Raw genomic sequence first — 20,499 nt, forward strand, 5'->3', positions numbered from 1 at the left:
GCACAAGGCCGCTCCCACAGGGCGCGTGTAGCCCGCTGAAGGTCAGTGATGCTTGCGCGGCACCGGCTTGAGCAGTTCATCCGGCGGCATCTCGCACTTGATCTTGCGCCCCAGCAGCGCTTCGATCGCCGGCAGCTGATACGAGTCATCCTCACCGGCAAAGCTGATCGATACACCACTGGTGCCGGCACGGCCGGTACGGCCAATGCGGTGCACGTAGTCGTCAGGGTCTTCCGGCAGGGTGAAGTTGATCACGTGGCTGATGCCATCGATATGGATCCCGCGCCCGGCCACGTCGGTGGCCACCAGCACGGTGATGCGCCCTTCGCGGAAGCTCTCCAGGGTTCGGATGCGCTTGTGCTGCGGCACGTCGCCCGACAGCTGGGCGGCATTGATACCGTCGCGTACCAGCTTTTCCTCGATGCGCCGCACTTCGTCCTTGCGGTTGGCGAACACCATCACCCGTTCCCACTTGTTCTGGGTCACCAGGTTGTACAGCAGTTTGTACTTGTCGCTGCCGGCCACCGCATACACGTGCTGCTCCACCGTTTCGCTGGCCACGTTCTCCGGCTCGATCTCGACGATGGCCGGGTTGGTGGTCCACTGCTTGGCCAGGTTCATCACATCGTCGGTGAAGGTGGCGGAGAACAGCAGGGTCTGGCGCTCGCTTTTCGGCGGTGTCTGACGAATGATTTGGCGGACCTGGGGGATGAAGCCCATGTCGAGCATACGGTCGGCTTCGTCAAGCACCATCACCTCGACCATGTCCAGGTGCACTTCACCACGCTGGTTGAAGTCCAGCAGGCGGCCCGGCGTAGCCACCAGAATATCGCAGTGGCGCGCTTCCAGAGCTTTGAGCTGCTTGTCGAAGTCCATGCCACCGACGAAGCTCATCACGTTCAGGCCGGTGTACTTGGTCAGGGCAGCGGCGTCCTTGGCGATCTGCACCACCAGCTCGCGGGTGGGGGCGATGATCAGCGCCCGCGGCTCGCCCATGTAGCGCTCTTTAGGCGGTGGCGTCTGCTGCAACTGGGAAATGATCGAGATCAGGAAGGCGGCCGTCTTGCCGGTGCCCGTCTGGGCCCGGCCGATGGCGTCCTGGCCACGCAGGGTGTAACCCAGGACCTGCGCCTGGATCGGCGTGCAGTACGGGAAGCCCAGGTCGTGGATGGCGTGCATCAGCTCGTTGGACAGCTTGAAGTCGTGGAAGCGGGTTTTGCCTTCCTGCGGCTCGACCACGAAGTCTTCGGGCTTCCACAGGCTGGCCTGTGGCTTGGGCTTGCGTTCGCGGCGCGGTTTGTCCTTGGCCGGTTGATCGGCAGGTGGCGTCGCGGCGGCAGGTTGCTCAGCCTTGGGGGCGGGGTTGGCATGGGGTGCGGCCGGTTTTGCCGCGGGCCGGGCTTCCGGCGTCACGCTGGCAGCAGGAGCGGCGGCTTGTGGCGCGGCCTCTCCCTTGCCGAATATTTTTCTGAGTGCTTTGAGCACGGTCGTCTCATCAACTGATTAAGGAATGTACGCCGGGCAGTGTAATGCAAGATCCGGGCGCGGCGTAGCGGAATACGCCCACAACTACAAGCGAGGCTGCCTATTGCAGCTGCTTGCTCAGCCAGTCGTGGATATCGTTCAGTTCTTCGACCGCCACTTCGTGTTCCATCGGGTATTCGTACCAGCGGGCAGCGACGCCCCAGGTGTTCAGGTACTCGAAGGCGGTACGGCCCATGGACGGGATGACCACCGAGTCATGCACGCCATGCAGGCACAGGGCCGGGGTGCGTTGCTGGCAGGCACTCAACTGGTGCTGGTCATTGAAGGTGGGGGCATAGGTGGACAGGGCGATCACCCCGCCCAGTGCTTCCTGCCACTTTATATAGGCAGTGTGCAGCACCACCGCGCCGCCCTGGGAGAAGCCGGCCAGGAAGATCCGCGTCAGGTCGATGCCTTTGGCCTGTTCGGCCTTGATCAGGGCAACCACCTGCTCGGCAGATTCTTCCAGCTGCGCTTCGTCGATGGCACGGGCCGGGGTCATGGCCTTGATGTCATACCAGCTGGGCATGGCATAGCCGCCGTTGATGGTCACGGGGCGGGTCGGTGCCTGGGGCATGATGAAGCGTGTGCTGAGCAAGCGCTCCTGCATGAATTCGGCCACAGGTAGGAAGTCGTAACGGTCGGCCCCCAGACCGTGCAACCAGATCACACAGGCGTCAGCGGTTTTCTGTGGTTCGAGAATCAGCGGGTTGGTCATGACTGCTCCGAAAGTGTGCGGGTCTTGTTATGGCGTGCGTGAAAAGAAAGCACCGGAAATGATTGTCGGAAAAAGAATGTCGCAACGATACAACTTTTCCTACTTGACGAGCGCTTAAACGCTACAGCCAGAAAATTTGGTACGCGGTTTGCAACTACACCTGTGATGCAAAGGGCAGGCCGTGACGGTAACACCCTCTGCACGCGAAGGCTGTCACAGAACAGTCCATTGCGCCAATTGACCCAATAACAAGCCAATACGGGTCGGATACGCCTCAAAAGGGTGCGGTGCAATTCCGGCTCGATACAACAAGAGCGATTTGGAGGTTGTGAATGAAGATGTTGAAAACCACCCTGGCAGTCCTGACCGCTGCCGCCGCGCTGGGCGCCGTGAGCACTGCCCAGGCCGGCGCCACCCTCGATGCGGTAAAGAAGAAGGGCTTCGTCCAGTGTGGCGTGAGCGACGGTCTTCCAGGCTTCTCGGTACCTGATGCGCAGGGCAAGATCGTCGGCATCGATGCCGATGTCTGCCGCGCCGTGGCCGCCGCCGTGTTCGGCGATGCCACCAAGGTCAAGTTCAGCCAGCTCAACGCCAAGGAACGCTTCACTGCCCTGCAGTCGGGCGAGGTCGACGTACTGTCGCGTAACACCACCTGGACCAGCTCGCGCGATGCCGGCATGGGCCTGGTGTTCGCGGGTGTCACCTACTATGACGGCGTCGGCTTCCTGGTCAACAAGAAGCTCGGCGTTTCCAGCGCCAAGGAGCTCGATGGCGCGACCATCTGCATCCAGGCAGGCACCACCACCGAGCTGAACGTGTCGGACTTCTTCCGCGCCAATGGCCTGAAGTACACCCCGATTACCTTCGACACCTCTGACGAGAGCGCCAAATCGCTGGAGTCGGGCCGTTGCGACGTGCTGACTTCGGACAAATCGCAGCTGTTCGCCCAGCGCTCCAAGCTGGCCGCGCCGACCGACTACGTGGTGTTGCCGGAAACCATCTCCAAGGAGCCGCTGGGCCCGGTAGTGCGTAAAGGCGACGAGGAGTGGTTCAGCATCGTCAAGTGGACCCTGTTCGCCATGCTCAATGCCGAAGAAGCGGGCATCACTTCCAAGAACGTCGAGGCCGAGGCCAAGGCCACCAAGAACCCGGATGTCGCCCGACTGCTGGGTGCGGATGGCGAGTATGGCAAGGACCTCAAGCTGCCCAAAGACTGGGTAGTGCAGATCGTCAAGCAAGTGGGTAACTATGGCGAAGTGTTCGAGAAGAACCTGGGCCAGAGCACTGACTTGAAGATCGACCGTGGCATGAACGCCCTGTGGAACAACGGCGGCATCCAGTACGCGCCTCCAGTGCGCTGATGGCTGCACCCTGCGGCGGCATCCCGCCGCCGCAGGCTGTTCGAATCCCTACTGTCCGGGGCACTTCATGCAAAATCAAATCGGCGCACCCAAGGGCTTGTCCCTTAACGATCCGCGTGTGCGCGCGTGGCTGTTCCAGATCCTCACGATCGTCTTCGTGGTCGGCCTGGGCTGGTACCTGTTCCACAACACGCAAACCAACCTGCAACACCGGGGCATCACCTCGGGCTTCGACTTCCTCGACCGCAGTGCCGGCTTCGGTATCGCCCAGCACCTGATCCCCTATGTGGAATCCGACAGTTATGCGCGGGTGTTCGTCATCGGCCTGCTCAATACGCTGTTGGTGACCTTCATCGGCGTCATTCTGGCGACGATACTGGGCTTCATCATCGGTGTGGCTCGCCTGTCACCGAACTGGATGATCAACAAGCTGGCGACCGTCTATGTGGAAACCTTCCGCAACATTCCGCCGTTGTTGCAGATCCTGTTCTGGTACTTCGCCGTGTTCCTGACCCTGCCGGGACCGCGGGGCAGCATCAACATCGACGACATGTTCTTCATCAGCAACCGCGGCCTGAACATGCCGGGTGCGTCGATGGCCGACGGTTTCTGGCCATTCGTGGTGGCCCTGGCAGTAGCGATTGTCGCGATCGTGCTGATGGTGCGCTTTGCCAACAAGCGCTTCGACGAGACCGGCGTGCCGTTCCACAAATTCTGGGTGGGCCTGGCGCTGTTCATCGCCATCCCAGGGCTGAGCGTGTTGCTGTTCGGCAGCCCGGTCAGCTGGGAAGTGCCGCAGCTCAAAGGCTTCAACTTTGTCGGTGGCTGGGTGCTGATCCCCGAGCTGCTGGCGCTGACCCTGGCGCTGACTATCTATACGGCAGCCTTCATCGCCGAAATCGTGCGTTCCGGCATCCGTTCGGTCAGTCATGGCCAGACCGAAGCCGCGCGCTCGTTGGGCCTGCGCGAGGGCCCGACCCTGCGCAAGGTGATCATCCCCCAGGCACTGCGGGTGATCATTCCGCCGCTGACCAGCCAGTACCTGAACCTGGCGAAGAACTCTTCGCTGGCGGCCGGTATCGGCTACCCGGAGATGGTCTCGCTGTTCGCCGGTACCGTGCTCAACCAGACCGGCCAGGCCATCGAGGTGATCGCCATCACCATGAGTGTCTATCTCGCCATCAGCATCAGCATTTCGCTGCTGATGAACTGGTACAACAAGCGCATTGCGCTGATCGAGCGGTGAGGATACGCCTGTGAATGCCCATGTTTTCAAACCCGATATGCCGCCACCGGTGAAAACCGTCGGCGTGCTCGCATGGATGCGTGCCAATCTGTTCTCCAGCTGGCTTAACACGCTGTTGACCCTGTTCGCCATCTACCTGGTGTGGCTGATCGTGCCGCCGTTACTGCAGTGGGCGTTGATCGATGCCAACTGGGTTGGCACCACGCGCGCCGATTGCACCAAGGAAGGCGCCTGCTGGGTGTTCGTGCAGCAGCGCTTTGGCCAGTTCATGTACGGTTATTACCCGACTGAACTGCGCTGGCGTGTGGACCTGACCGTGTGGCTTGCCGTGCTCGGCGCCGCGCCGCTGTTCATCAAGCGTTTCCCGCGCAAAGCCTTCTACGGCCTGGGCTTCCTGGTGCTGTACCCGGTGCTGGCCTACACCCTGCTGCACGGGGGGTATCTGGGCCTGGAAAGCGTACCGACCAGCCAGTGGGGCGGGCTGATGCTGACCCTGGTGATCGCCACCGTGGGCATCGTCGGCGCCTTGCCGCTGGGCATCCTGCTGGCACTGGGCCGGCGTTCGAGGATGCCGGCCGTGAAAGTGGTGTGCGTAACCTTCATCGAGTTCTGGCGGGGCGTACCGCTGATCACCGTACTGTTCATGTCGTCGGTGATGCTGCCGTTGTTCCTGCCAGAAGGCATGAGCTTCGACAAGCTGCTGCGGGCGATGATCGGTGTGATCCTGTTCCAGTCGGCGTACATCGCCGAGGTGGTGCGCGGCGGCCTGCAGGCCATCCCCAAGGGCCAGTACGAAGCCGCCGCGGCCATGGGCCTTGGCTACTGGCGCTCGATGGGGCTGGTGATCTTGCCGCAGGCGCTGAAGCTTGTGATCCCCGGCATCGTCAACACCTTCATTGCCCTGTTCAAGGACACCAGCCTGGTGATCATCATCGGCCTGTTCGACCTGCTCAACAGCGTCAAGCAAGCAGCCGCAGACCCTGCCTGGTTGGGCATGGCCACCGAGGGCTACGTGTTCGCCGCCCTGGTGTTCTGGATTTTCTGTTTCGGTATGTCCCGCTACTCCATGCATCTGGAGCGCAAGCTGGACACTGGCCACAAGCGTTAGGAGTTTCGAAATGAGTGAAGCGATCAAGCAGCCTGCTGGCCCCGAAGGCATCATCCAGATGCAGGGTGTGAACAAGTGGTACGGCCAGTTCCATGTGCTCAAGGACATCAACCTGAACGTGCGCCAGGGCGAACGCATCGTGCTGTGCGGGCCGTCCGGCTCGGGCAAGTCCACCACCATCCGCTGCCTTAACCGCCTGGAAGAGCACCAGCAAGGGCGCATCGTGGTCGATGGCGTGGAACTGACCAACGACCTCAAGCAGATCGAGGCCATCCGCCGCGAGGTGGGCATGGTGTTCCAGCACTTCAACCTGTTCCCGCACCTGAGCATCCTGGAGAACTGCACCCTGGCGCCGATGTGGGTGCGCAAGATGCCACGGCGCAAGGCCGAGGAAATTGCCATGCACTACCTGGAGCGTGTGCGGATTCCGGAGCAGGCACACAAGTACCCTGGCCAGTTGTCTGGTGGCCAGCAGCAGCGTGTGGCCATTGCCCGCGCGTTGTGCATGAAGCCCAAGATCATGCTGTTCGACGAGCCGACCTCGGCACTGGACCCGGAAATGGTCAAGGAAGTGCTCGATACCATGGTGGGCCTGGCCGAGGATGGCATGACCATGCTCTGCGTGACCCACGAAATGGGCTTTGCCCGTACCGTGGCGAACCGGGTTATCTTCATGGACAAGGGCGAGATTGTGGAGCAGGCCGCGCCGGATGACTTCTTCGACCGGCCGCGCAGTGATCGGACCAAGTTGTTCCTCAGCCAGATCCTGCATTGATGCTGTTTGGGCTGCGCGGCAGCCCTTCGCGGGCACGCCCGCTCCCACAGGTTTAGCGCTTGCTTTGGAGCCTGCGTAATTCCTGTGGGAGCGGGCGTGCCCGCGAAGGACCGCAAAGCGGCCCTGGATTTATTTCTCTTCCTGGCTCGCAGCCGGCGCCGGTGGCGGCCGCAGCCCCACCTCGGCGATCAGCTTCAACTGCTGCCCGTTGCGCATCACCTCGATGGTGATCTTCTCGTTGGGCTTGATCCGCGCTACTTGGTTCATCGACTTGCGTCCGTCGCCGGCCGGCTCGCCATTGATGCTCAGGATCACGTCACCCAGGTGCAACCCGGCCTTGGCCGCTGGCCCTTCGCGGAAGATACCCGCCACCACGATGCCTGGGCGGTCCTTCATGCCGAACGATTCTGCCAGCTCCTGGCTCAGTGGCTGCACTTCGATACCCAGCCAGCCACGGATCACCTGGCCGTGTTCGACGATCGACTTCATCACCTCCAGTGCCAGTTTTACCGGGATGGCGAAGCCGATGCCCTGCGAGCCACCCGACTTGGAGAAGATCGCGGTATTGATGCCGATCAGGTTGCCATTGGCATCCACCAGCGCACCACCGGAGTTGCCCGGGTTGATCGCCGCGTCGGTCTGGATGAAGTCTTCGTAGTTGTTCAGCCCCAGCTGGTTGCGGCCAGTGGCGCTGATGATGCCCATGGTCACAGTCTGGCCGACGCCGAACGGGTTGCCGATGGCCAGCGATACGTCGCCGATGTGAATGGTGTCGGAACGGCCGATGGTGATCGCCGGGAGGTTCTTCAAGTCGATCTTCAGCACCGCCAGGTCGGTTTCCGGGTCGCTGCCGATCACGCGGGCCAGGGTTTCGCGGCCATCCTTCAGGGCTACGACGATCTGGTCGGCGCCGCTGGTGACATGGTTGTTGGTCAGCAGGTAGCCCTCTGGGCTCATGATTACCGCCGAACCCAGGCTTGATTCCCAGCGGCGCTGTTTGGGCAGGTTATCGCCGAAGAAGCGGCGGAACTGCGGGTCTTCGAACAGCGGGTGGGCGCTTTTGTTCACCACCTTGGTGGTGTACAGGTTGGCCACCGCCGGGGCGGCCAGGGTCACGGCGTCGGCGTACGACACCGGGCCTTGCATGATCCGGGTAGTCTGTGGCGCTTGCTGCAGGTTGACGTCCTGGCTGGGCAGCCCGACCCATTGCGGAAAACGCTGGATGATCAGCATGGCGATCAGTATGCCGGTAAGCAGGGGCCAGCCGAAGTAACGCAAAGCCTTGAACATGAACGAATCCTGGAAAGAGCATGGGCCAGCGGCCTGGCAGTGGGGCATGAGCGCGCGCGATCATACACCGGTTCCCCCAGTGACAGCGACGGCCCATAATGGCCGGCATTATACGGGCGTTCGTCAGGCGTTGCGCCCGAGAAAAGCGCAGTTTTCGAGGAGATTTTCATGGCCGTCGCTCTAAACACCCTGGTCGAGGAAGCCGAGCGTTACCTGGGCAGCGCGAAGATCCAGGATTATTGCCCAAATGGCCTGCAGGTCGAAGGCCGGCCGCAGGTCAGCCGTATTGTCAGTGGTGTTACCGCCAGCCAGGCATTGCTGGATGCCGCGGTCGAGGCCGAGGCCGATCTGGTGCTGGTGCACCACGGTTATTTCTGGAAGGGCGAGAACCCGTGCATCACCGGTATTCGCCAGCGTCGCCTGAAGACCTTGCTGAATAACGATATAAGCCTGTTGGCGTTCCACCTGCCCTTGGACGTGCACCCGGACGTGGGCAACAATGTGCAGCTGGCGCGGCGACTGAAGATCACTGTCGAAGGGCCGCTAGACCCGGAAAACCCCAAAGTGGTCGGGCTGATTGGTTCGCTCGCCGAATCCATGACCGCGCGCGATTTTGCCCGCCGGGTGCAACAGGTGCTAGGGCGTGAGCCGTTGCTGGTCGAAGGCAATGAAATGATCCGCCGGGTGGGCTGGTGCACCGGCGGCGGGCAGGGCTATATCGACACGGCGATTGCCGCCGGGGTCGACCTGTACCTGACCGGCGAGGCGTCCGAGCAGACCTACCACAGTGCGCGCGAGAATGGCGTCAGCTTCATTGCTGCCGGGCACCATGCCACTGAGCGCTACGGGGTGCAGGCGCTGGGCGATTACCTGGCACGACGGTTTGCCGTGGAGCACCTGTTCATCGATTGCCCGAATCCCATCTGAAGGCGGTGTCGCCCCCTTCGCGGGCCTCATAGGAGCGGGTTCACCCGCGAAGAGGCCGGCCCTGCCAGCCCAAACCCCCAGTCATATCGTTAGACTTTTTCGATCTAGCCAGCCTCCTAAATAGAAGCAGCTGCTGTGATAAAGTGGCTCGCTCGAACACGGCCCGCAGGCCGTCCATAAGATCGTTTTTCGTGAGTAGCCATGGTCGACAAACTGACGCACTTGAAACAGCTGGAGGCGGAGAGCATCCACATCATCCGCGAGGTGGCCGCCGAGTTCGACAACCCGGTGATGCTGTACTCGATCGGCAAGGACTCCGCCGTGATGCTGCACCTGGCGCGCAAGGCCTTCTTCCCGGGCAAGCTGCCGTTCCCGGTGATGCACGTCGACACCCAGTGGAAATTCCAGGAGATGTACAGCTTCCGCGACAAGATGGTCGAGGAAATGGGCCTGGAGCTGATCACCCACGTCAACCCCGAGGGTGTGGCGCAAGGTATCAACCCGTTCACCCATGGCAGTTCCAAGCACACCGACATCATGAAGACCCAGGGCCTGAAGCAGGCGCTGGACAAGCATGGTTTCGACGCTGCCTTCGGCGGTGCGCGCCGCGACGAAGAGAAGTCGCGGGCCAAGGAACGTGTGTATTCGTTCCGTGACAGCAAGCACCGCTGGGATCCGAAGAACCAGCGCCCCGAGCTGTGGAACGTGTACAACGGCAAGGTCAACAAGGGCGAGTCGATCCGCGTCTTCCCGCTGTCGAACTGGACCGAACTGGACATCTGGCAGTACATCTACCTTGAAGGCATCCCGATCGTGCCGCTGTACTTCGCCGCCGAGCGTGAAGTCATCGAGAAGAACGGCACCCTGATCATGATCGACGACGAGCGCATCCTCGAGCACCTCTCCGAGGAAGAAAAAGCCCGCATCGTCAAGAAGAAGGTGCGTTTCCGTACCCTCGGCTGCTACCCGCTGACGGGCGCTGTCGAGTCGGAAGCCGAGACGCTCACCGACATCATTCAGGAAATGCTCCTGACGCGCACTTCCGAGCGCCAGGGCCGGGTCATCGACCACGATGGCGCCGGTTCCATGGAAGACAAAAAACGTCAGGGCTACTTCTAATTTTCAGGGTTACTCCATGTCGCACCAATCCGATTTGATCAGCGAAGATATCCTCGCTTATCTGGCTCAGCACGAGCGTAAAGAACTGCTGCGTTTCCTCACCTGCGGCAACGTGGATGACGGCAAGAGCACCCTGATCGGGCGCCTGCTGCACGACTCCAAGATGATCTACGAGGACCACCTCGAGGCCATCACCCGCGATTCGAAGAAAGTCGGCACCACCGGCGAAGAAGTCGACCTGGCGCTGCTGGTAGATGGCCTGCAGGCCGAGCGCGAGCAGGGCATCACCATCGATGTCGCCTACCGCTACTTCTCCACCGCCAAGCGCAAGTTCATCATCGCCGACACCCCGGGCCATGAGCAGTACACCCGCAACATGGCCACCGGTGCGTCCACCTGCGACCTGGCGATCATCCTGGTCGATGCCCGTTACGGCGTGCAGACCCAGACCCGTCGCCACAGCTACATCGCGTCGTTGCTGGGCATCAAGCACATCGTGGTCGCGGTCAACAAGATGGACCTGAAGGGCTTCGATGAAGGCGTCTTCGAGTCGATCAAGGCCGACTACCTGAAGTTCGCCGAAGCCATCAACCTGACCCCGAGCAGCCTGCACTTCGTGCCGATGTCGGCGCTCAAGGGTGACAACGTGGTCAACCACAGCGAGCAATCGCCGTGGTACGCCGGCCCGACGCTGATGGAAATCCTCGAAACCGTCGAGGTTTCGGCCGACCGCAACTTCACCGACCTGCGTTTCCCGGTGCAGTACGTCAACCGTCCCAACCTGAACTTCCGCGGCTTCGCGGGCACCATCGCCAGTGGCGTGGTGCACAAAGGTGACGAGATTGTCGTGCTGCCGTCGGGCAAGAGCAGCCGGGTCAAGTCCATCGTCACCTACGAAGGTGAACTGGAAAACGCCGGCCCAGGCCAGGCCGTGACCCTGACCATGGAAGACGAGATCGACATCTCCCGTGGCGACCTGCTGGTACATGCCGACAACGTCCCGCCGGTCACCGACCAGTTCGACGCCATGCTGGTGTGGATGGCCGAGGAGCCGATGCTCCCGGGCAAGAAATACGACATCAAGCGTGCCACCAGCTACGTGCCAGGTTCGATTGCCAGCATCACCCACAAGGTCGATGTGAATACCCTGGAGCAGGGCGCTGCCAGTGCGCTGCAGCTGAACGAGATCGGTCGCGTCAAGGTAGCCCTGGACACCTCGATCGCCCTCGACGGTTACGACAGCAACCGCACCACCGGTGCGTTCATCGTCATCGACCGCCTGACCAACGGCACCGTTGGCGCCGGCATGATCATCGCCCCGCCAGTGTTGCCACACGGCAGCACCGGCCATCATGGCAAGCAGGCCCACGTGTCCACCGAAGAGCGCGCCCTGCGCTTCGGCCAGCAGCCAGCCACCGTGCTGTTCAGCGGCCTGTCGGGTGCTGGCAAGAGCACCTTGGCCTATGCCGTTGAGCGCAAGCTGTTCGACATGGGCCGTGCGGTGTACGTGCTCGATGGCCAGAACCTGCGTCACGACCTGAACAAGGGCCTGCCACAGGACCGCGCTGGCCGTACCGAGAACTGGCGCCGCGCCGCCCATGTGGCGCGCCAGTTCAACGAAGCCGGCATGCTGACCCTGGCTGCGTTCGTGGCCCCGGATGCCGAAGGCCGCGAACAGGCCAAGGCGCTGATCGGCAAGGAACGCCTGGTGACCGTTTACGTCCAGGCCTCGCCGCTGGTTTGCCGCGAGCGTGACCCGCAAGGCCTGTACGCTGCCGGTGGCGACAACATCCCGGGTGAAAGCTTCCCGTTCGATGTGCCGCTGGATGCTGATCTTGTGATCGACACCCAGGCCACCAGCGTGGACGAAGGCGTGAAACAGGTGCTGGACGTGCTGCGTCAGCGTGGCGCGATCTAAGCGCTAGCCTGCAAGGAAAACCCCGCTTCGGCGGGGTTTTTTCTATTGCTCAGTTCGGGTGAAAAGGCCCTCAGAGTTCAGGGCCTTGCTCGTGTTAGCTGGGCTTGAAACCGTCTTTACCGTTGGCTAGCCGCCATTGCTTGACTATTTCTAGTACTTTTTCAGGTTTACCATTTTCCTTTGGGTTTGGTCTGTACAAAAGATCGTAGCCTGAGGGGTGTTCAGTGATTTTTGAAAAATGATCAAGAAGTCCTCCCAGTACATGATCGGGTTCTTCCAAGTTGGCTCTGTGGATTTCAATTATGAGTGCCAAGAATTCGTTTTCGGTATAGTCAGAAAGGTTGGTTTTTTCACTCATGGTTTTGTTCCGTAGTGAATGCTGTTGTGCGATAGCGGTGTGACAATACGAATGTTATCCATGTCATAAACGCCGCCCCCTTCACTGATCGGGATTACATGATGAAGTATAAAGGTCTTTTGGCTCAGGTGGCTGTCTGGGAAATCGACTATCGGTGAGTAGCCGTTTTTTCTCATCCGACTCAGGCTCATTTCATCAAATTGCTTTGAAAGCTCAGGATCATTAGCCACCGCTTTCCAGAACTGTCGCCGGAATGCGTCAAAATTTCTGAATTCCCTACTTTTAAGAAGTTCTGCAATTTGAGCAGGAATCGGAGCACCCTCAAGGCTGGCTGCCTCCTTTCGCCATGTATCTGACACCTGTGCACCATGTCCGGTCGATGTTCCTGCCTCGTATCGCGGGCTCTTGAACACCACCAGAATAGGCGGTAATCCGGAGTCCATGGGGAAGGTGATGATCAGCCGTTCCTGGTCCAGCAGATCAAGCGCGGGGTAACCCTCCTGCTCGGTGACGACAGGGTTCAGGCTGCTGCCGGTGTACACGACGGTACCAGGCGGGACTAGCGGTAGGCTGGTGGAGTTTCCCTCATCGCCACCCGGCGCGCTGGCGGGTGTCCAGGTCAGAATCCGTTGCGGATTATCCAGCGCCAGGCTGTAGACCTGCCGCTCGCTGTCGAACGTTGCTGCGCGTACCGCCACCGGCTTGCCACTCGGCACCACGTAGAGATCCAGTTCGTTTTCGTTCTCAACCCCCGCCAGAAGGTAGGGCAGGTCGATGCTGGTCGAGGATGCCGCCAAGGCAGCAAGGTCGGGCCCACCGGCAGGGCTAAGGCTGTCGAGTGGGGTGCTGATGAGGTACTGGCGTTCACTGTTGCCCAGCGTTGATGGCCAGGCCATCGCAAGGGTGCCTACTGCGACCGAAGGGACAGTCGTAGCAACAAGCCGGGTAAGTGCCGCTGCGATCGATTCAGCCAAGGCAGAGTAAGCCGCTTCGGCTACGGCAAAAGTGGTAGCCCCAATTGGGATTACGGCAGGTGTGGATACCGCTAGCCGCGCTTCATTGATATAGGAGACACTACGCCGCAAAGCCTCTTGCCTTTGGCGCTCGGCTTCAGCAGCCAAGCGTTCGGCTTCGGCCTGCTGGCGTGCAGCTTCTTCCTGTGCAGCGAGTTGAGCCTGGAGGTTTTCCACTTCAGCCGCGCGCTGCATCAGGTTCTGCGTGGCACCTGCATATACCCCCAGGAATCTGATCGATTCGGTTAGCGCCAGTGCCAGGTGGTATTCCTGCCAGCGTGGGCCAGCCCGGCGCAACCGTTGCTCATCTACAAGGTGCAAAAGCCCTTCAAGTTGTGGTTTCGACAGGGGGCTGTTGATGCGCGGGTTTTGATCTTGATAGGGGGGAACTTGCGACTGCTTGGCCTGCACCAAGGCGGCAGCAGTTGCCAGGTAGGTACTGAAGGTTTGGACAAGCGTGAGCGTGTCGTCAATGACGGTTTGACCCAGCTCATGCTGAAGGACGTTGGGTAAACAATCGAAATGTATTTGTCGCTCTGTGTGGATCTGCGCTGTTCTACGCGCAATCACCTGCAACAAATCCAGCGGTTGCTGGCTGAGTTCTTCCTGATCTACCTGGCTTGCCAGTGCTCGAAGTTCGTCAGCCAATGCTTGGTGCTTCTGAGCTTCCAGGTGTAAACGGTACGTACCCTCCCAAGACTTCTGCAGCCTTGTGGCCCATTCCACGCCTAATTCCTGGCCTGTTGTTGCTGCGAAGAAACCCGGGTCTAGAAACCGGCTCATCATTGAGTCGCCCCGCTTGTAGAATGCGGGTACGCCAAAGTAGTTGTTGGCGTCGGGTAAAATCTGCAGATAACCATCACGAATCTGGCTGATGCGCGACGACAGGATTTGTTGCTCTGTTACGAATGGTGATGCCGCGCCGTTTGTACTGCTCGCCTCGGCTTTGATCTGGGCTTTTAGTGCATTTATAGTTTCAGGAAGCTGGTTTGTTTCATGAGCATACTTATCTGAATAGTCCTTTTCGATGATTTGAAATTCTTCTGTCAGCACCCTACGCGTGGAAATAACCCGAGCAATATCATTTTTGGTTGGGCTGGTGCCGCGTGGATAACCATCGCTTAGCCCCCAGCCACCTGAGCCCGGCCCACCGCCACCGATAAAACTCAGTTCAATACCTGTAGGTGCTTGCGCACTGATGTATAGCGCCTCATCGAGATAATACGTATTGTCCCGTGCCATGTAGGTTCTCCTGATCACTACATGGGCTAGGTTTACGTATATCGAATTTGCGGTATGTCAGCTGCAGCCTGTCAATCAGTAGGAAGCTTCGTGTTGCTCGGAAAGATCCGTCTCAGATATGTTTCTCCGACACCGGTATCACCCGTCTTTCCTTCACCGCTTTGTACGAAAAACTCGAATAGATCTCCTTCACCCCCGGCAACCGCTGCAGCACTTCCCGGGTAAATTCGCCAAACGACTCCAGGTCCCGTGCCAGGATCTCCAGCAGAAAGTCATAGCGGCCGGAGATGTTGTGGCAGGCGACGATCTCGGGGATTTCCATCAGGCGCTGTTCAAACGCCAGCGCCATGTCCTTGGTGTGCGAGTCCATCATGATGCTGACGAACGCGGTCACACCAAACCCCAGCGACTTGGGCGAGAGGATGGCCTGGTAGCCGGTGATGTAGCCGTTTTCCTCCAGTAACTTGACCCGTCGCCAGCAGGGCGAGGTAGTCAGTGCCACCTGGTCGGCGAGTTCGGCAACGGTGAGACGGGCATTGTCCTGCAAGGCGGCGAGCAGGGCGCGGTCGGTGCGGTCGAGGCTTGAAGGCATTTTTTGCCCTCCTGGTCCGTTGATTATTGTTTTTGTTCCAGCAAGCGCGTGTATGCGTAGGCTATTTTGGAAAAAATCGGGCAGCTCGGTGGCATAAGCTTATAGCAAACCACAAGAGGCTGTTGCCATGCGCGACTCCCACCACAACACCGGTTTTTCCACGCGGGCCATTCATCATGGCTATGACCCGCTTTCCCATGGTGGCGCCCTGGTGCCACCGGTGTACCAGACGGCTACCTATGCCTTCCCCACTGTCGAGTACGGTGCTGCCTGCTTCGCCGGGGAGGAACCTGGGCATTTCTACAGCCGCATTTCCAACCCCACGCTGGCCTTGCTGGAGCAGCGCATGGCGTCGCTGGAGGGCGGTGAAGCGGGGTTGGCGTTGGCCTCGGGGATGGGTGCGATTACCTCAACCCTCTGGACCCTGCTCAGGCCTGGCGATGAGCTGATTGTCGGGCGCACCCTGTATGGCTGTACCTTCGCTTTTCTGCACCACGGTATTGGTGAGTTCGGGGTGAAAGTTCGCCATGTCGATCTCAACGATGCCAAGGCCCTGAAAGCGGCGATCACCAGCAAAACACGGATGATCTACTTCGAAACACCGGCCAACCCCAACATGCAACTTGTGGATATTGCGGCTGTTGTGGAGGCCGTGCGGGGGCATGATGTGCATGTGGTGGTCGATAACACCTACTGTACGCCGTACCTGCAGCGGCCACTGGAGCTGGGGGCGGACCTGGTGGTGCACTCGGCAACCAAGTACCTCAGTGGGCATGGTGATATCACTGCCGGGTTGGTGGTGGGGCGCAAGGTGTTGGTCGATCGCATTCGCCTGGAAGGGCTGAAGGATATGACCGGGGCAGTGCTGTCGCCCCATGACGCGGCGCTACTGATGCGCGGGATCAAGACGCTTGCCTTGCGCATGGACCGGCATTGTGCCAATGCCCAGCAGGTGGCGGAGTTTCTCGTCCGGCAGCCGCAGGTGGAATTGATTCATTACCCGGGGCTACCGTCTTTTGCCCAGTACGCGTTGGCCCAGCGACAGATGCGTTTGCCTGGCGGGATGATTGCCTTTGAGCTCAAGGGTGGCATTGAGGCGGGGCGGCGCTTCATGAATGCACTGCAGCTCTTTGCCCGGGCGGTGAGCCTGGGGGATGCCGAGTCGCTGGCGCAGCATCCGGCGAGCATGACGCATTCCAGCTATACGCCGCAGGAGCGGGCGCATCACGGGATATCGGAGGGGTTGGTGCGTCTGTCGGTGGGGCTGGAGGATGTGGAGGACCTGCTGGCAGATGTCGAACAGGCATTGCAGGCCTGCTGTTAGGTTGCCCGCGAAGAGGCCATTGAATCCAGCCCACAAAAAAGGCCTCTTGCGAGGCCTTTGTCACATTCAGATCAACGTTTGAGCCCGTAGCTTTCGTCGAGCATGCCCGGCGAGTTAGGCGCTTTCGGTGCATAGTCGCGCGGCACTTCGGCGGTGTCTTTAGGTGGGGTCAGGCGGTCACGCGGGCCTTGCGGTGCATCGGAGTGCAGCGCAGCCAGCAGGCGTTGGCGGGTGACGTCATCGAGGGCCAGGCTGTTGGCGCCTTCAGCCAGGTGATCCTGTACGTCCTGATAGCTCTGGGTCAGTTTCTTGACCAGCATGGCGGTGCTGTTGAAATGGGTGACCACTTCGTTCTGGTAGCTGTCGAAGCGCTTCTGGATGTCATCCAGTTGACGCTGGGTGTTGCTCGGGGCCGCATTGGGCAGCAGGCGGGCAACAATGAAACCGACTGCCACACCGATGACCAGGGCCAGGGTTGGCAACAACCAAACAAGGAGCGAGAGTTCCACGAGTCCTTCCTCTATAAACGGCTTTGCTTTACGTTAACGGCTCAGACCTGCGCTGTATACCGCGAGCGATCGCAAATCAGAACAGAATTTCACACCTAGACGAATCGACCCTTCCCGAGGTCACGGAGTAGTGCCTTGCTTGTCCGCGAAACCCCCTTGTTCATCGATGGCCCCAGCGGCCAGCTGGAAGCCTTGTACCTGGACGTGGCCAATGCCCGTGGCGCGGTGCTGATCTGCCACCCTAACCCGGTCCAGGGCGGCACCATGCTCAACAAGGTTGTCTCGACCCTGCAGCGCACCGCACGTGATGCCGGTTATGTGACCCTGCGTTTCAACTACCGTGGCGTCGGCCAGAGCGCCGGCAGCCACGACATGGGCGCTGGCGAAGTGGCCGATGCCGAGGCCGCTGCAGCATGGCTGCGTGCCAGGCACCCCGGGCTACCGCTGGTGCTGATGGGCTTTTCGTTCGGTGGTTTCGTTGCCACCAGCCTGGCCGGGCGCCTTGAAACTGCAGGCGTCGAGTTGCAGCACCTGTTCATGATCGCCCCGGCGGTCATGCGCCTGACCGCCGAATTCCCGATGCCGCAGCGCTGCCCGCTCACCGTGGTGCAGCCGGACGCCGATGAAGTCGTCGCGCCGCAGCTGGTTTACGAATGGTCCGACAGCCTGTCGCGTCCCCATGAGCTGCTGAAAGTGGCAGAATGCGGACACTTCTTCCATGGCAAGCTGACCGATCTGAAGGATCTGCTGCTGCCGCGCCTTTCGAACTGAGCCAAGCCTGAATAAGCGAACACCCATGACCACGCGCATTCTTACCGGTATCACCACCACTGGCACTCCGCACCTGGGCAACTACGCCGGCGCCATCCGCCCGGCGATCCGTGCCAGCCAGCAGCCCGGTGTCGATTCGTTCTACTTCCTGGCCGACTACCACGCCCTGATCAAGTGCGACGACCCGCTGCGCATCCAGCGCTCGCGCCTGGAAATCGCCGCCACCTGGCTGGCCGGTGGCCTGGACCCGGACAAGGTGACCTTCTATCGCCAGTCCGACATCCCGGAAATCCCCGAGCTGACCTGGCTGCTGACCTGCGTTGCCGCCAAAGGCCTGCTGAACCGCGCGCATGCCTACAAGGCCTCGGTGGACAAGAACGTCGAGAACGGCGAAGACCCGGACGCCGGCGTGACCATGGGCCTGTTCAGCTACCCGGTGCTGATGGCCGCCGATATCCTGATGTTCAACGCCAACAAGGTGCCGGTTGGCCGTGACCAGATCCAGCACGTGGAAATGGCCCGCGATATCGGCCAGCGCTTCAACCACCTGTTCGGCCAGGGCAAGGATTTCTTCGCCTTGCCGGAGGCTGTGATCGAGGAAAGCGTGGCGACCCTGCCGGGCCTGGACGGGCGCAAGATGTCCAAGAGCTATGACAACACCATCCCGTTGTTCACCAGCGCCAAGGACATGAAAGACGCCATCTCGCGCATCGTCACCGATTCGCGCGCGCCAGGTGAGGCGAAAGACCCGGACAACGCGCACCTGTTCACCCTGTACCAGGCCTTCTCCACGCCTGAACAATGCGCCGGTTTCCGCGAAGAGCTGCTGCAGGGCCTGGGCTGGGGCGATGCCAAGCAGCGCCTGTTCCAGCTGCTGGACGGCCAGCTGGCCGAGAAGCGCGAGTACTATCATCAGTTGATCGCCCGGCCGGCGGACCTGGAAGACATCCTGCTGGCTGGCGCCGCCAAGGCCCGCAAGATCGCCACGCCGTTCCTCGAGCAGCTGCGCGAGGCCGTTGGCCTGCGTTCATTCCGCAGCAGCGTGCAGGCCACCGCCGAAGTGAAGAAAAAAGCCACCAAGAGCGCGCGTTTTGTCAGCTTCCGTGATGAAGACGGCAGCTTCCGCTTCCGCCTGCTGGCCGCTGATGGCGAGCAACTGCTGTTGTCGCGCAGCTTCGCCGACGGCAAGAGTGCCGGCGCCGTGAGCAAGCAGCTGCAGCAAGGTGGCGAGGTTGATGTGCGCGTCGAAGGCCTGAGCTTCGGCCTGTGGCTCAATGGCGAGCAGGTCGCCGACGGGCCGCAGTTCGACAGCGCCGAAGCCCGTGATGCGGCCATTCAGAGCCTGAACGAAGCCTTGGCGCCACAGCAGGACTGAGGCTGCCAAACGGTGGGAGCGGGCGTGCCCGCGAAACAGGCGCCGCGGTGCATGGCACCGGCTTTGCCGGTGTTCGCGGGCACGCCCGCTCCCACAGACTGATTGCCATTAAGCGGGCCTATCGCTACAGTGACGGCCCGTTTTTTGTTGCCTCGCTAACGAATCATGACTCCCTTAGAACGCTATCAAGCAGATCTGAAACGTCCCGACTTCTTCCATGACGCGGCGCAGGAAACTGCGGTGCGTCACCTCCAGCGCCTGTACGACGACCTGGTGCACGCGCAGAACAACAAGCCGGGCATGTTCGGCAAGCTGTTCGGCAAGAAGGAGCAGACTCCGGTCAAGGGCCTGTACTTCTGGGGTGGGGTGGGGCGAGGCAAGACCTACCTGGTTGATACCTTCTACGAAGCGCTGCCGTTCAAGCAGAAGATGCGTACGCACTTCCACCGCTTCATGAAGCGTGTGCACGAGGAGATGAAAACCCTCAAGGGCGAGAAGAACCCGCTTACCATCATTGCCAAGCGCTTCAGCGAAGAGGCCAAGGTGATCTGCTTCGACGAATTCTTCGTGTCGGACATTACCGACGCCATGATCCTCGGCACCTTGATGGAAGAGCTGTTCAAGAATGGCGTGTCGCTGGTGGCCACCTCCAACATCGTGCCGGACGGCCTGTACAAGGACGGCCTGCAGCGTGCGCGCTTCCTGCCGGCCATCGCCATGATCAAGCAGTACACCGACGTGGTGAACGTCGATAGCGGGGTCGACTACCGCCTGCGTCACCTGGAGCAGGCCGAACTGTTCCACTTCCCTCTCGATGACGCGGCGCACCAGAGCATGCGCGCCAGCTTCAAGGCGCTCACCCCTGAGTGCACCCAGGCGATCGAGAACGACGTGCTGATGATCGAGAATCGCCCGATCAATGCCCTGCGTACTTGCGACGACGTCGCCTGGTTCGACTTCCGCGCCCTGTGCGACGGGCCGCGCAGCCAGAACGACTACATTGAGCTGGGCAAGATCTTCCACGCCGTATTGCTGAGCAACGTGGAGCAGATGGGCGTCACCACCGACGACATCGCCCGTCGTTTCATCAACATGGTGGACGAGTTCTACGATCGCAACGTCAAGCTGATCATCTCGGCCGAGGTGGAGTTGAAGGACCTGTATACCGGTGGGCGTCTGAGCTTCGAGTTCCAGCGTACCCTGAGCCGGTTGCTGGAGATGCAATCGCACGAATTCCTGGCGCGCGCACACAAGCCCTGACAGCAGCGGCAAGCGTCAGGCGACAAGGAAAGTTCAGGGCAATGCGCGATCCGCTCTGGTTTTTCCTTG

18 protein-coding genes are annotated in these 20,499 nt (G+C 60.7%); 11 read left to right on the forward strand and 7 right to left on the reverse strand.

The features are described from left to right. Positions 1 to 42 precede the first annotated feature (42 nt). Entirely contained in the window at positions 43 to 1,485 is a 1,443-nt protein-coding gene (rhlB, locus tag ACF8FB_RS14540) for an ATP-dependent RNA helicase RhlB (RefSeq protein ID WP_010952422.1), read from the reverse strand. 100 nt (positions 1,486 to 1,585) lie between these two features. Then, entirely contained in the window at positions 1,586 to 2,242 is a 657-nt protein-coding gene (locus ACF8FB_RS14545; protein ID WP_392509238.1) for an alpha/beta hydrolase, read from the reverse strand. 332 nt (positions 2,243 to 2,574) lie between these two features. On the opposite strand from ACF8FB_RS14545, the gene ACF8FB_RS14550 reads away from it, so the two are divergent. The 4 genes from ACF8FB_RS14550 to ACF8FB_RS14565 all read left to right on the forward strand — a co-directional run bounded on the left by ACF8FB_RS14550 (position 2,575) and on the right by ACF8FB_RS14565 (position 6,732). Then, positions 2,575 to 3,603 carry an amino acid ABC transporter substrate-binding protein gene (locus ACF8FB_RS14550; RefSeq protein ID WP_003251785.1) on the forward strand — a complete coding sequence of 343 codons (1,029 nt, stop codon included), beginning with the start codon at positions 2,575 to 2,577 and terminating at the stop codon, positions 3,601 to 3,603. A gap of 67 nt (positions 3,604 to 3,670) precedes the next feature. Then, positions 3,671 to 4,849 (forward strand): amino acid ABC transporter permease, encoded by a 1,179-nt coding sequence (locus ACF8FB_RS14555; protein ID WP_392509237.1) that lies wholly within the window; start codon positions 3,671 to 3,673, stop codon positions 4,847 to 4,849. A gap of 10 nt (positions 4,850 to 4,859) precedes the next feature. Continuing rightward, positions 4,860 to 5,957 (forward strand): amino acid ABC transporter permease, encoded by a 1,098-nt coding sequence (locus tag ACF8FB_RS14560; RefSeq protein ID WP_010952426.1) that lies wholly within the window; start codon positions 4,860 to 4,862, stop codon positions 5,955 to 5,957. A gap of 10 nt (positions 5,958 to 5,967) precedes the next feature. After that, the gene (locus ACF8FB_RS14565) at positions 5,968 to 6,732 is read left to right on the forward strand and encodes an amino acid ABC transporter ATP-binding protein (RefSeq protein ID WP_003251792.1); all 765 of its coding nucleotides are present in this window, start codon (positions 5,968 to 5,970) and stop codon (positions 6,730 to 6,732) included. Between the two features lie 129 nt (positions 6,733 to 6,861). On the opposite strand, the gene algW is transcribed toward ACF8FB_RS14565, so the two are convergent. Further along, entirely contained in the window at positions 6,862 to 8,022 is a 1,161-nt protein-coding gene (algW, locus tag ACF8FB_RS14570) for a Do family serine endopeptidase AlgW (protein ID WP_014592300.1), read from the reverse strand. Between the two features lie 168 nt (positions 8,023 to 8,190). Between algW and ACF8FB_RS14575 the strand changes: the two genes are divergently transcribed. The 3 genes from ACF8FB_RS14575 (at position 8,191) to cysN (ending at position 11,986) form a co-directional block, all read left to right on the forward strand. Next, positions 8,191 to 8,949: a Nif3-like dinuclear metal center hexameric protein gene (locus ACF8FB_RS14575; protein ID WP_010952428.1), complete on the forward strand. Its 759-nt coding sequence runs from the start codon at positions 8,191 to 8,193 to the stop codon at positions 8,947 to 8,949. A 201-nt stretch (positions 8,950 to 9,150) separates the two neighbouring features. Next, positions 9,151 to 10,068, forward strand: a complete 918-nt coding sequence (cysD, locus tag ACF8FB_RS14580) for a sulfate adenylyltransferase subunit CysD (RefSeq protein ID WP_003251799.1) — start codon at positions 9,151 to 9,153, stop codon at positions 10,066 to 10,068. 16 nt (positions 10,069 to 10,084) lie between these two features. Next, positions 10,085 to 11,986: a sulfate adenylyltransferase subunit CysN gene (gene cysN / locus ACF8FB_RS14585; RefSeq protein WP_003251801.1), complete on the forward strand. Its 1,902-nt coding sequence runs from the start codon at positions 10,085 to 10,087 to the stop codon at positions 11,984 to 11,986. Between the two features lie 94 nt (positions 11,987 to 12,080). Here cysN and ACF8FB_RS14590 read toward each other — a convergent pair whose 3' ends face one another. The 3 genes from ACF8FB_RS14590 to ACF8FB_RS14600 form a co-directional block, all read right to left on the reverse strand. Then, positions 12,081 to 12,344, reverse strand: coding sequence for a bacteriocin immunity protein (locus tag ACF8FB_RS14590; RefSeq protein WP_392509235.1), 264 nt, complete (start codon positions 12,342 to 12,344; stop codon positions 12,081 to 12,083). Then, positions 12,341 to 14,599, reverse strand: a complete 2,259-nt coding sequence (locus ACF8FB_RS14595) for an S-type pyocin domain-containing protein (RefSeq protein ID WP_392509234.1) — start codon at positions 14,597 to 14,599, stop codon at positions 12,341 to 12,343. The genes ACF8FB_RS14590 and ACF8FB_RS14595 overlap by 4 nt, the downstream gene beginning before the upstream one ends. Positions 14,600 to 14,711: 112 nt before the next feature. After that, positions 14,712 to 15,191 carry an Lrp/AsnC family transcriptional regulator gene (locus ACF8FB_RS14600; RefSeq protein ID WP_003251803.1) on the reverse strand — a complete coding sequence of 160 codons (480 nt, stop codon included), beginning with the start codon at positions 15,189 to 15,191 and terminating at the stop codon, positions 14,712 to 14,714. A gap of 127 nt (positions 15,192 to 15,318) precedes the next feature. Here ACF8FB_RS14600 and ACF8FB_RS14605 point away from each other — a divergent pair, with 127 nt between their 5' ends. Then, positions 15,319 to 16,515 carry a methionine gamma-lyase gene (locus tag ACF8FB_RS14605; RefSeq protein ID WP_392511506.1) on the forward strand — a complete coding sequence of 399 codons (1,197 nt, stop codon included), beginning with the start codon at positions 15,319 to 15,321 and terminating at the stop codon, positions 16,513 to 16,515. A gap of 71 nt (positions 16,516 to 16,586) precedes the next feature. Here the strand turns inward: ACF8FB_RS14605 and ACF8FB_RS14610 are convergent, their stop codons facing one another. Beyond that, complete coding sequence (locus ACF8FB_RS14610; RefSeq protein WP_010952432.1) at positions 16,587 to 17,024, reverse strand: YhcB family protein; 438 nt, start codon at positions 17,022 to 17,024, stop codon at positions 16,587 to 16,589. Positions 17,025 to 17,159: 135 nt separating this feature from the next. Here ACF8FB_RS14610 and ACF8FB_RS14615 point away from each other — a divergent pair, with 135 nt between their 5' ends. From ACF8FB_RS14615 to zapE, 3 genes are all read left to right on the forward strand, one after another. Continuing rightward, the gene (locus ACF8FB_RS14615; RefSeq protein WP_010952433.1) at positions 17,160 to 17,795 is read left to right on the forward strand and encodes an alpha/beta hydrolase; all 636 of its coding nucleotides are present in this window, start codon (positions 17,160 to 17,162) and stop codon (positions 17,793 to 17,795) included. Between the two features lie 25 nt (positions 17,796 to 17,820). Beyond that, complete coding sequence (locus ACF8FB_RS14620; protein ID WP_020189995.1) at positions 17,821 to 19,170, forward strand: tryptophan--tRNA ligase; 1,350 nt, start codon at positions 17,821 to 17,823, stop codon at positions 19,168 to 19,170. Between the two features lie 165 nt (positions 19,171 to 19,335). Next, positions 19,336 to 20,430 (forward strand): cell division protein ZapE, encoded by a 1,095-nt coding sequence (gene zapE, locus ACF8FB_RS14625; RefSeq protein ID WP_350298604.1) that lies wholly within the window; start codon positions 19,336 to 19,338, stop codon positions 20,428 to 20,430. Positions 20,431 to 20,499: the final 69 nt, after the last annotated feature.

The organism is Pseudomonas sp. yb_2, assembly GCF_043103905.1.
Lineage (GTDB): Bacteria > Pseudomonadota > Gammaproteobacteria > Pseudomonadales > Pseudomonadaceae > Aquipseudomonas > Aquipseudomonas alloputida.

What these genes read in the sequence shown, in the direction of transcription:
- ACF8FB_RS14545 (WP_392509238.1), bottom strand. Translation starts at nt 2,242, where the DNA reads ATGACCAACCCGCTGATTCTCGAACCACAGAAAACCGCTGACGCCTGT.
- ACF8FB_RS14550 (WP_003251785.1), top strand. Translation starts at nt 2,575, where the DNA reads ATGAAGATGTTGAAAACCACCCTGGCAGTCCTGACCGCTGCCGCCGCG.
- ACF8FB_RS14555 (WP_392509237.1), top strand. Translation starts at nt 3,671, where the DNA reads ATGCAAAATCAAATCGGCGCACCCAAGGGCTTGTCCCTTAACGATCCG.
- ACF8FB_RS14565 (WP_003251792.1), top strand. Translation starts at nt 5,968, where the DNA reads ATGAGTGAAGCGATCAAGCAGCCTGCTGGCCCCGAAGGCATCATCCAG.
- algW (WP_014592300.1), bottom strand. Translation starts at nt 8,022, where the DNA reads ATGTTCAAGGCTTTGCGTTACTTCGGCTGGCCCCTGCTTACCGGCATA.
- ACF8FB_RS14575 (WP_010952428.1), top strand. Translation starts at nt 8,191, where the DNA reads ATGGCCGTCGCTCTAAACACCCTGGTCGAGGAAGCCGAGCGTTACCTG.
- cysD (WP_003251799.1), top strand. Translation starts at nt 9,151, where the DNA reads ATGGTCGACAAACTGACGCACTTGAAACAGCTGGAGGCGGAGAGCATC.
- cysN (WP_003251801.1), top strand. Translation starts at nt 10,085, where the DNA reads ATGTCGCACCAATCCGATTTGATCAGCGAAGATATCCTCGCTTATCTG.
- ACF8FB_RS14590 (WP_392509235.1), bottom strand. Translation starts at nt 12,344, where the DNA reads ATGAGTGAAAAAACCAACCTTTCTGACTATACCGAAAACGAATTCTTG.
- ACF8FB_RS14595 (WP_392509234.1), bottom strand. Translation starts at nt 14,599, where the DNA reads ATGGCACGGGACAATACGTATTATCTCGATGAGGCGCTATACATCAGT.
- ACF8FB_RS14600 (WP_003251803.1), bottom strand. Translation starts at nt 15,191, where the DNA reads ATGCCTTCAAGCCTCGACCGCACCGACCGCGCCCTGCTCGCCGCCTTG.
- ACF8FB_RS14605 (WP_392511506.1), top strand. Translation starts at nt 15,319, where the DNA reads ATGCGCGACTCCCACCACAACACCGGTTTTTCCACGCGGGCCATTCAT.
- ACF8FB_RS14620 (WP_020189995.1), top strand. Translation starts at nt 17,821, where the DNA reads ATGACCACGCGCATTCTTACCGGTATCACCACCACTGGCACTCCGCAC.
- zapE (WP_350298604.1), top strand. Translation starts at nt 19,336, where the DNA reads ATGACTCCCTTAGAACGCTATCAAGCAGATCTGAAACGTCCCGACTTC.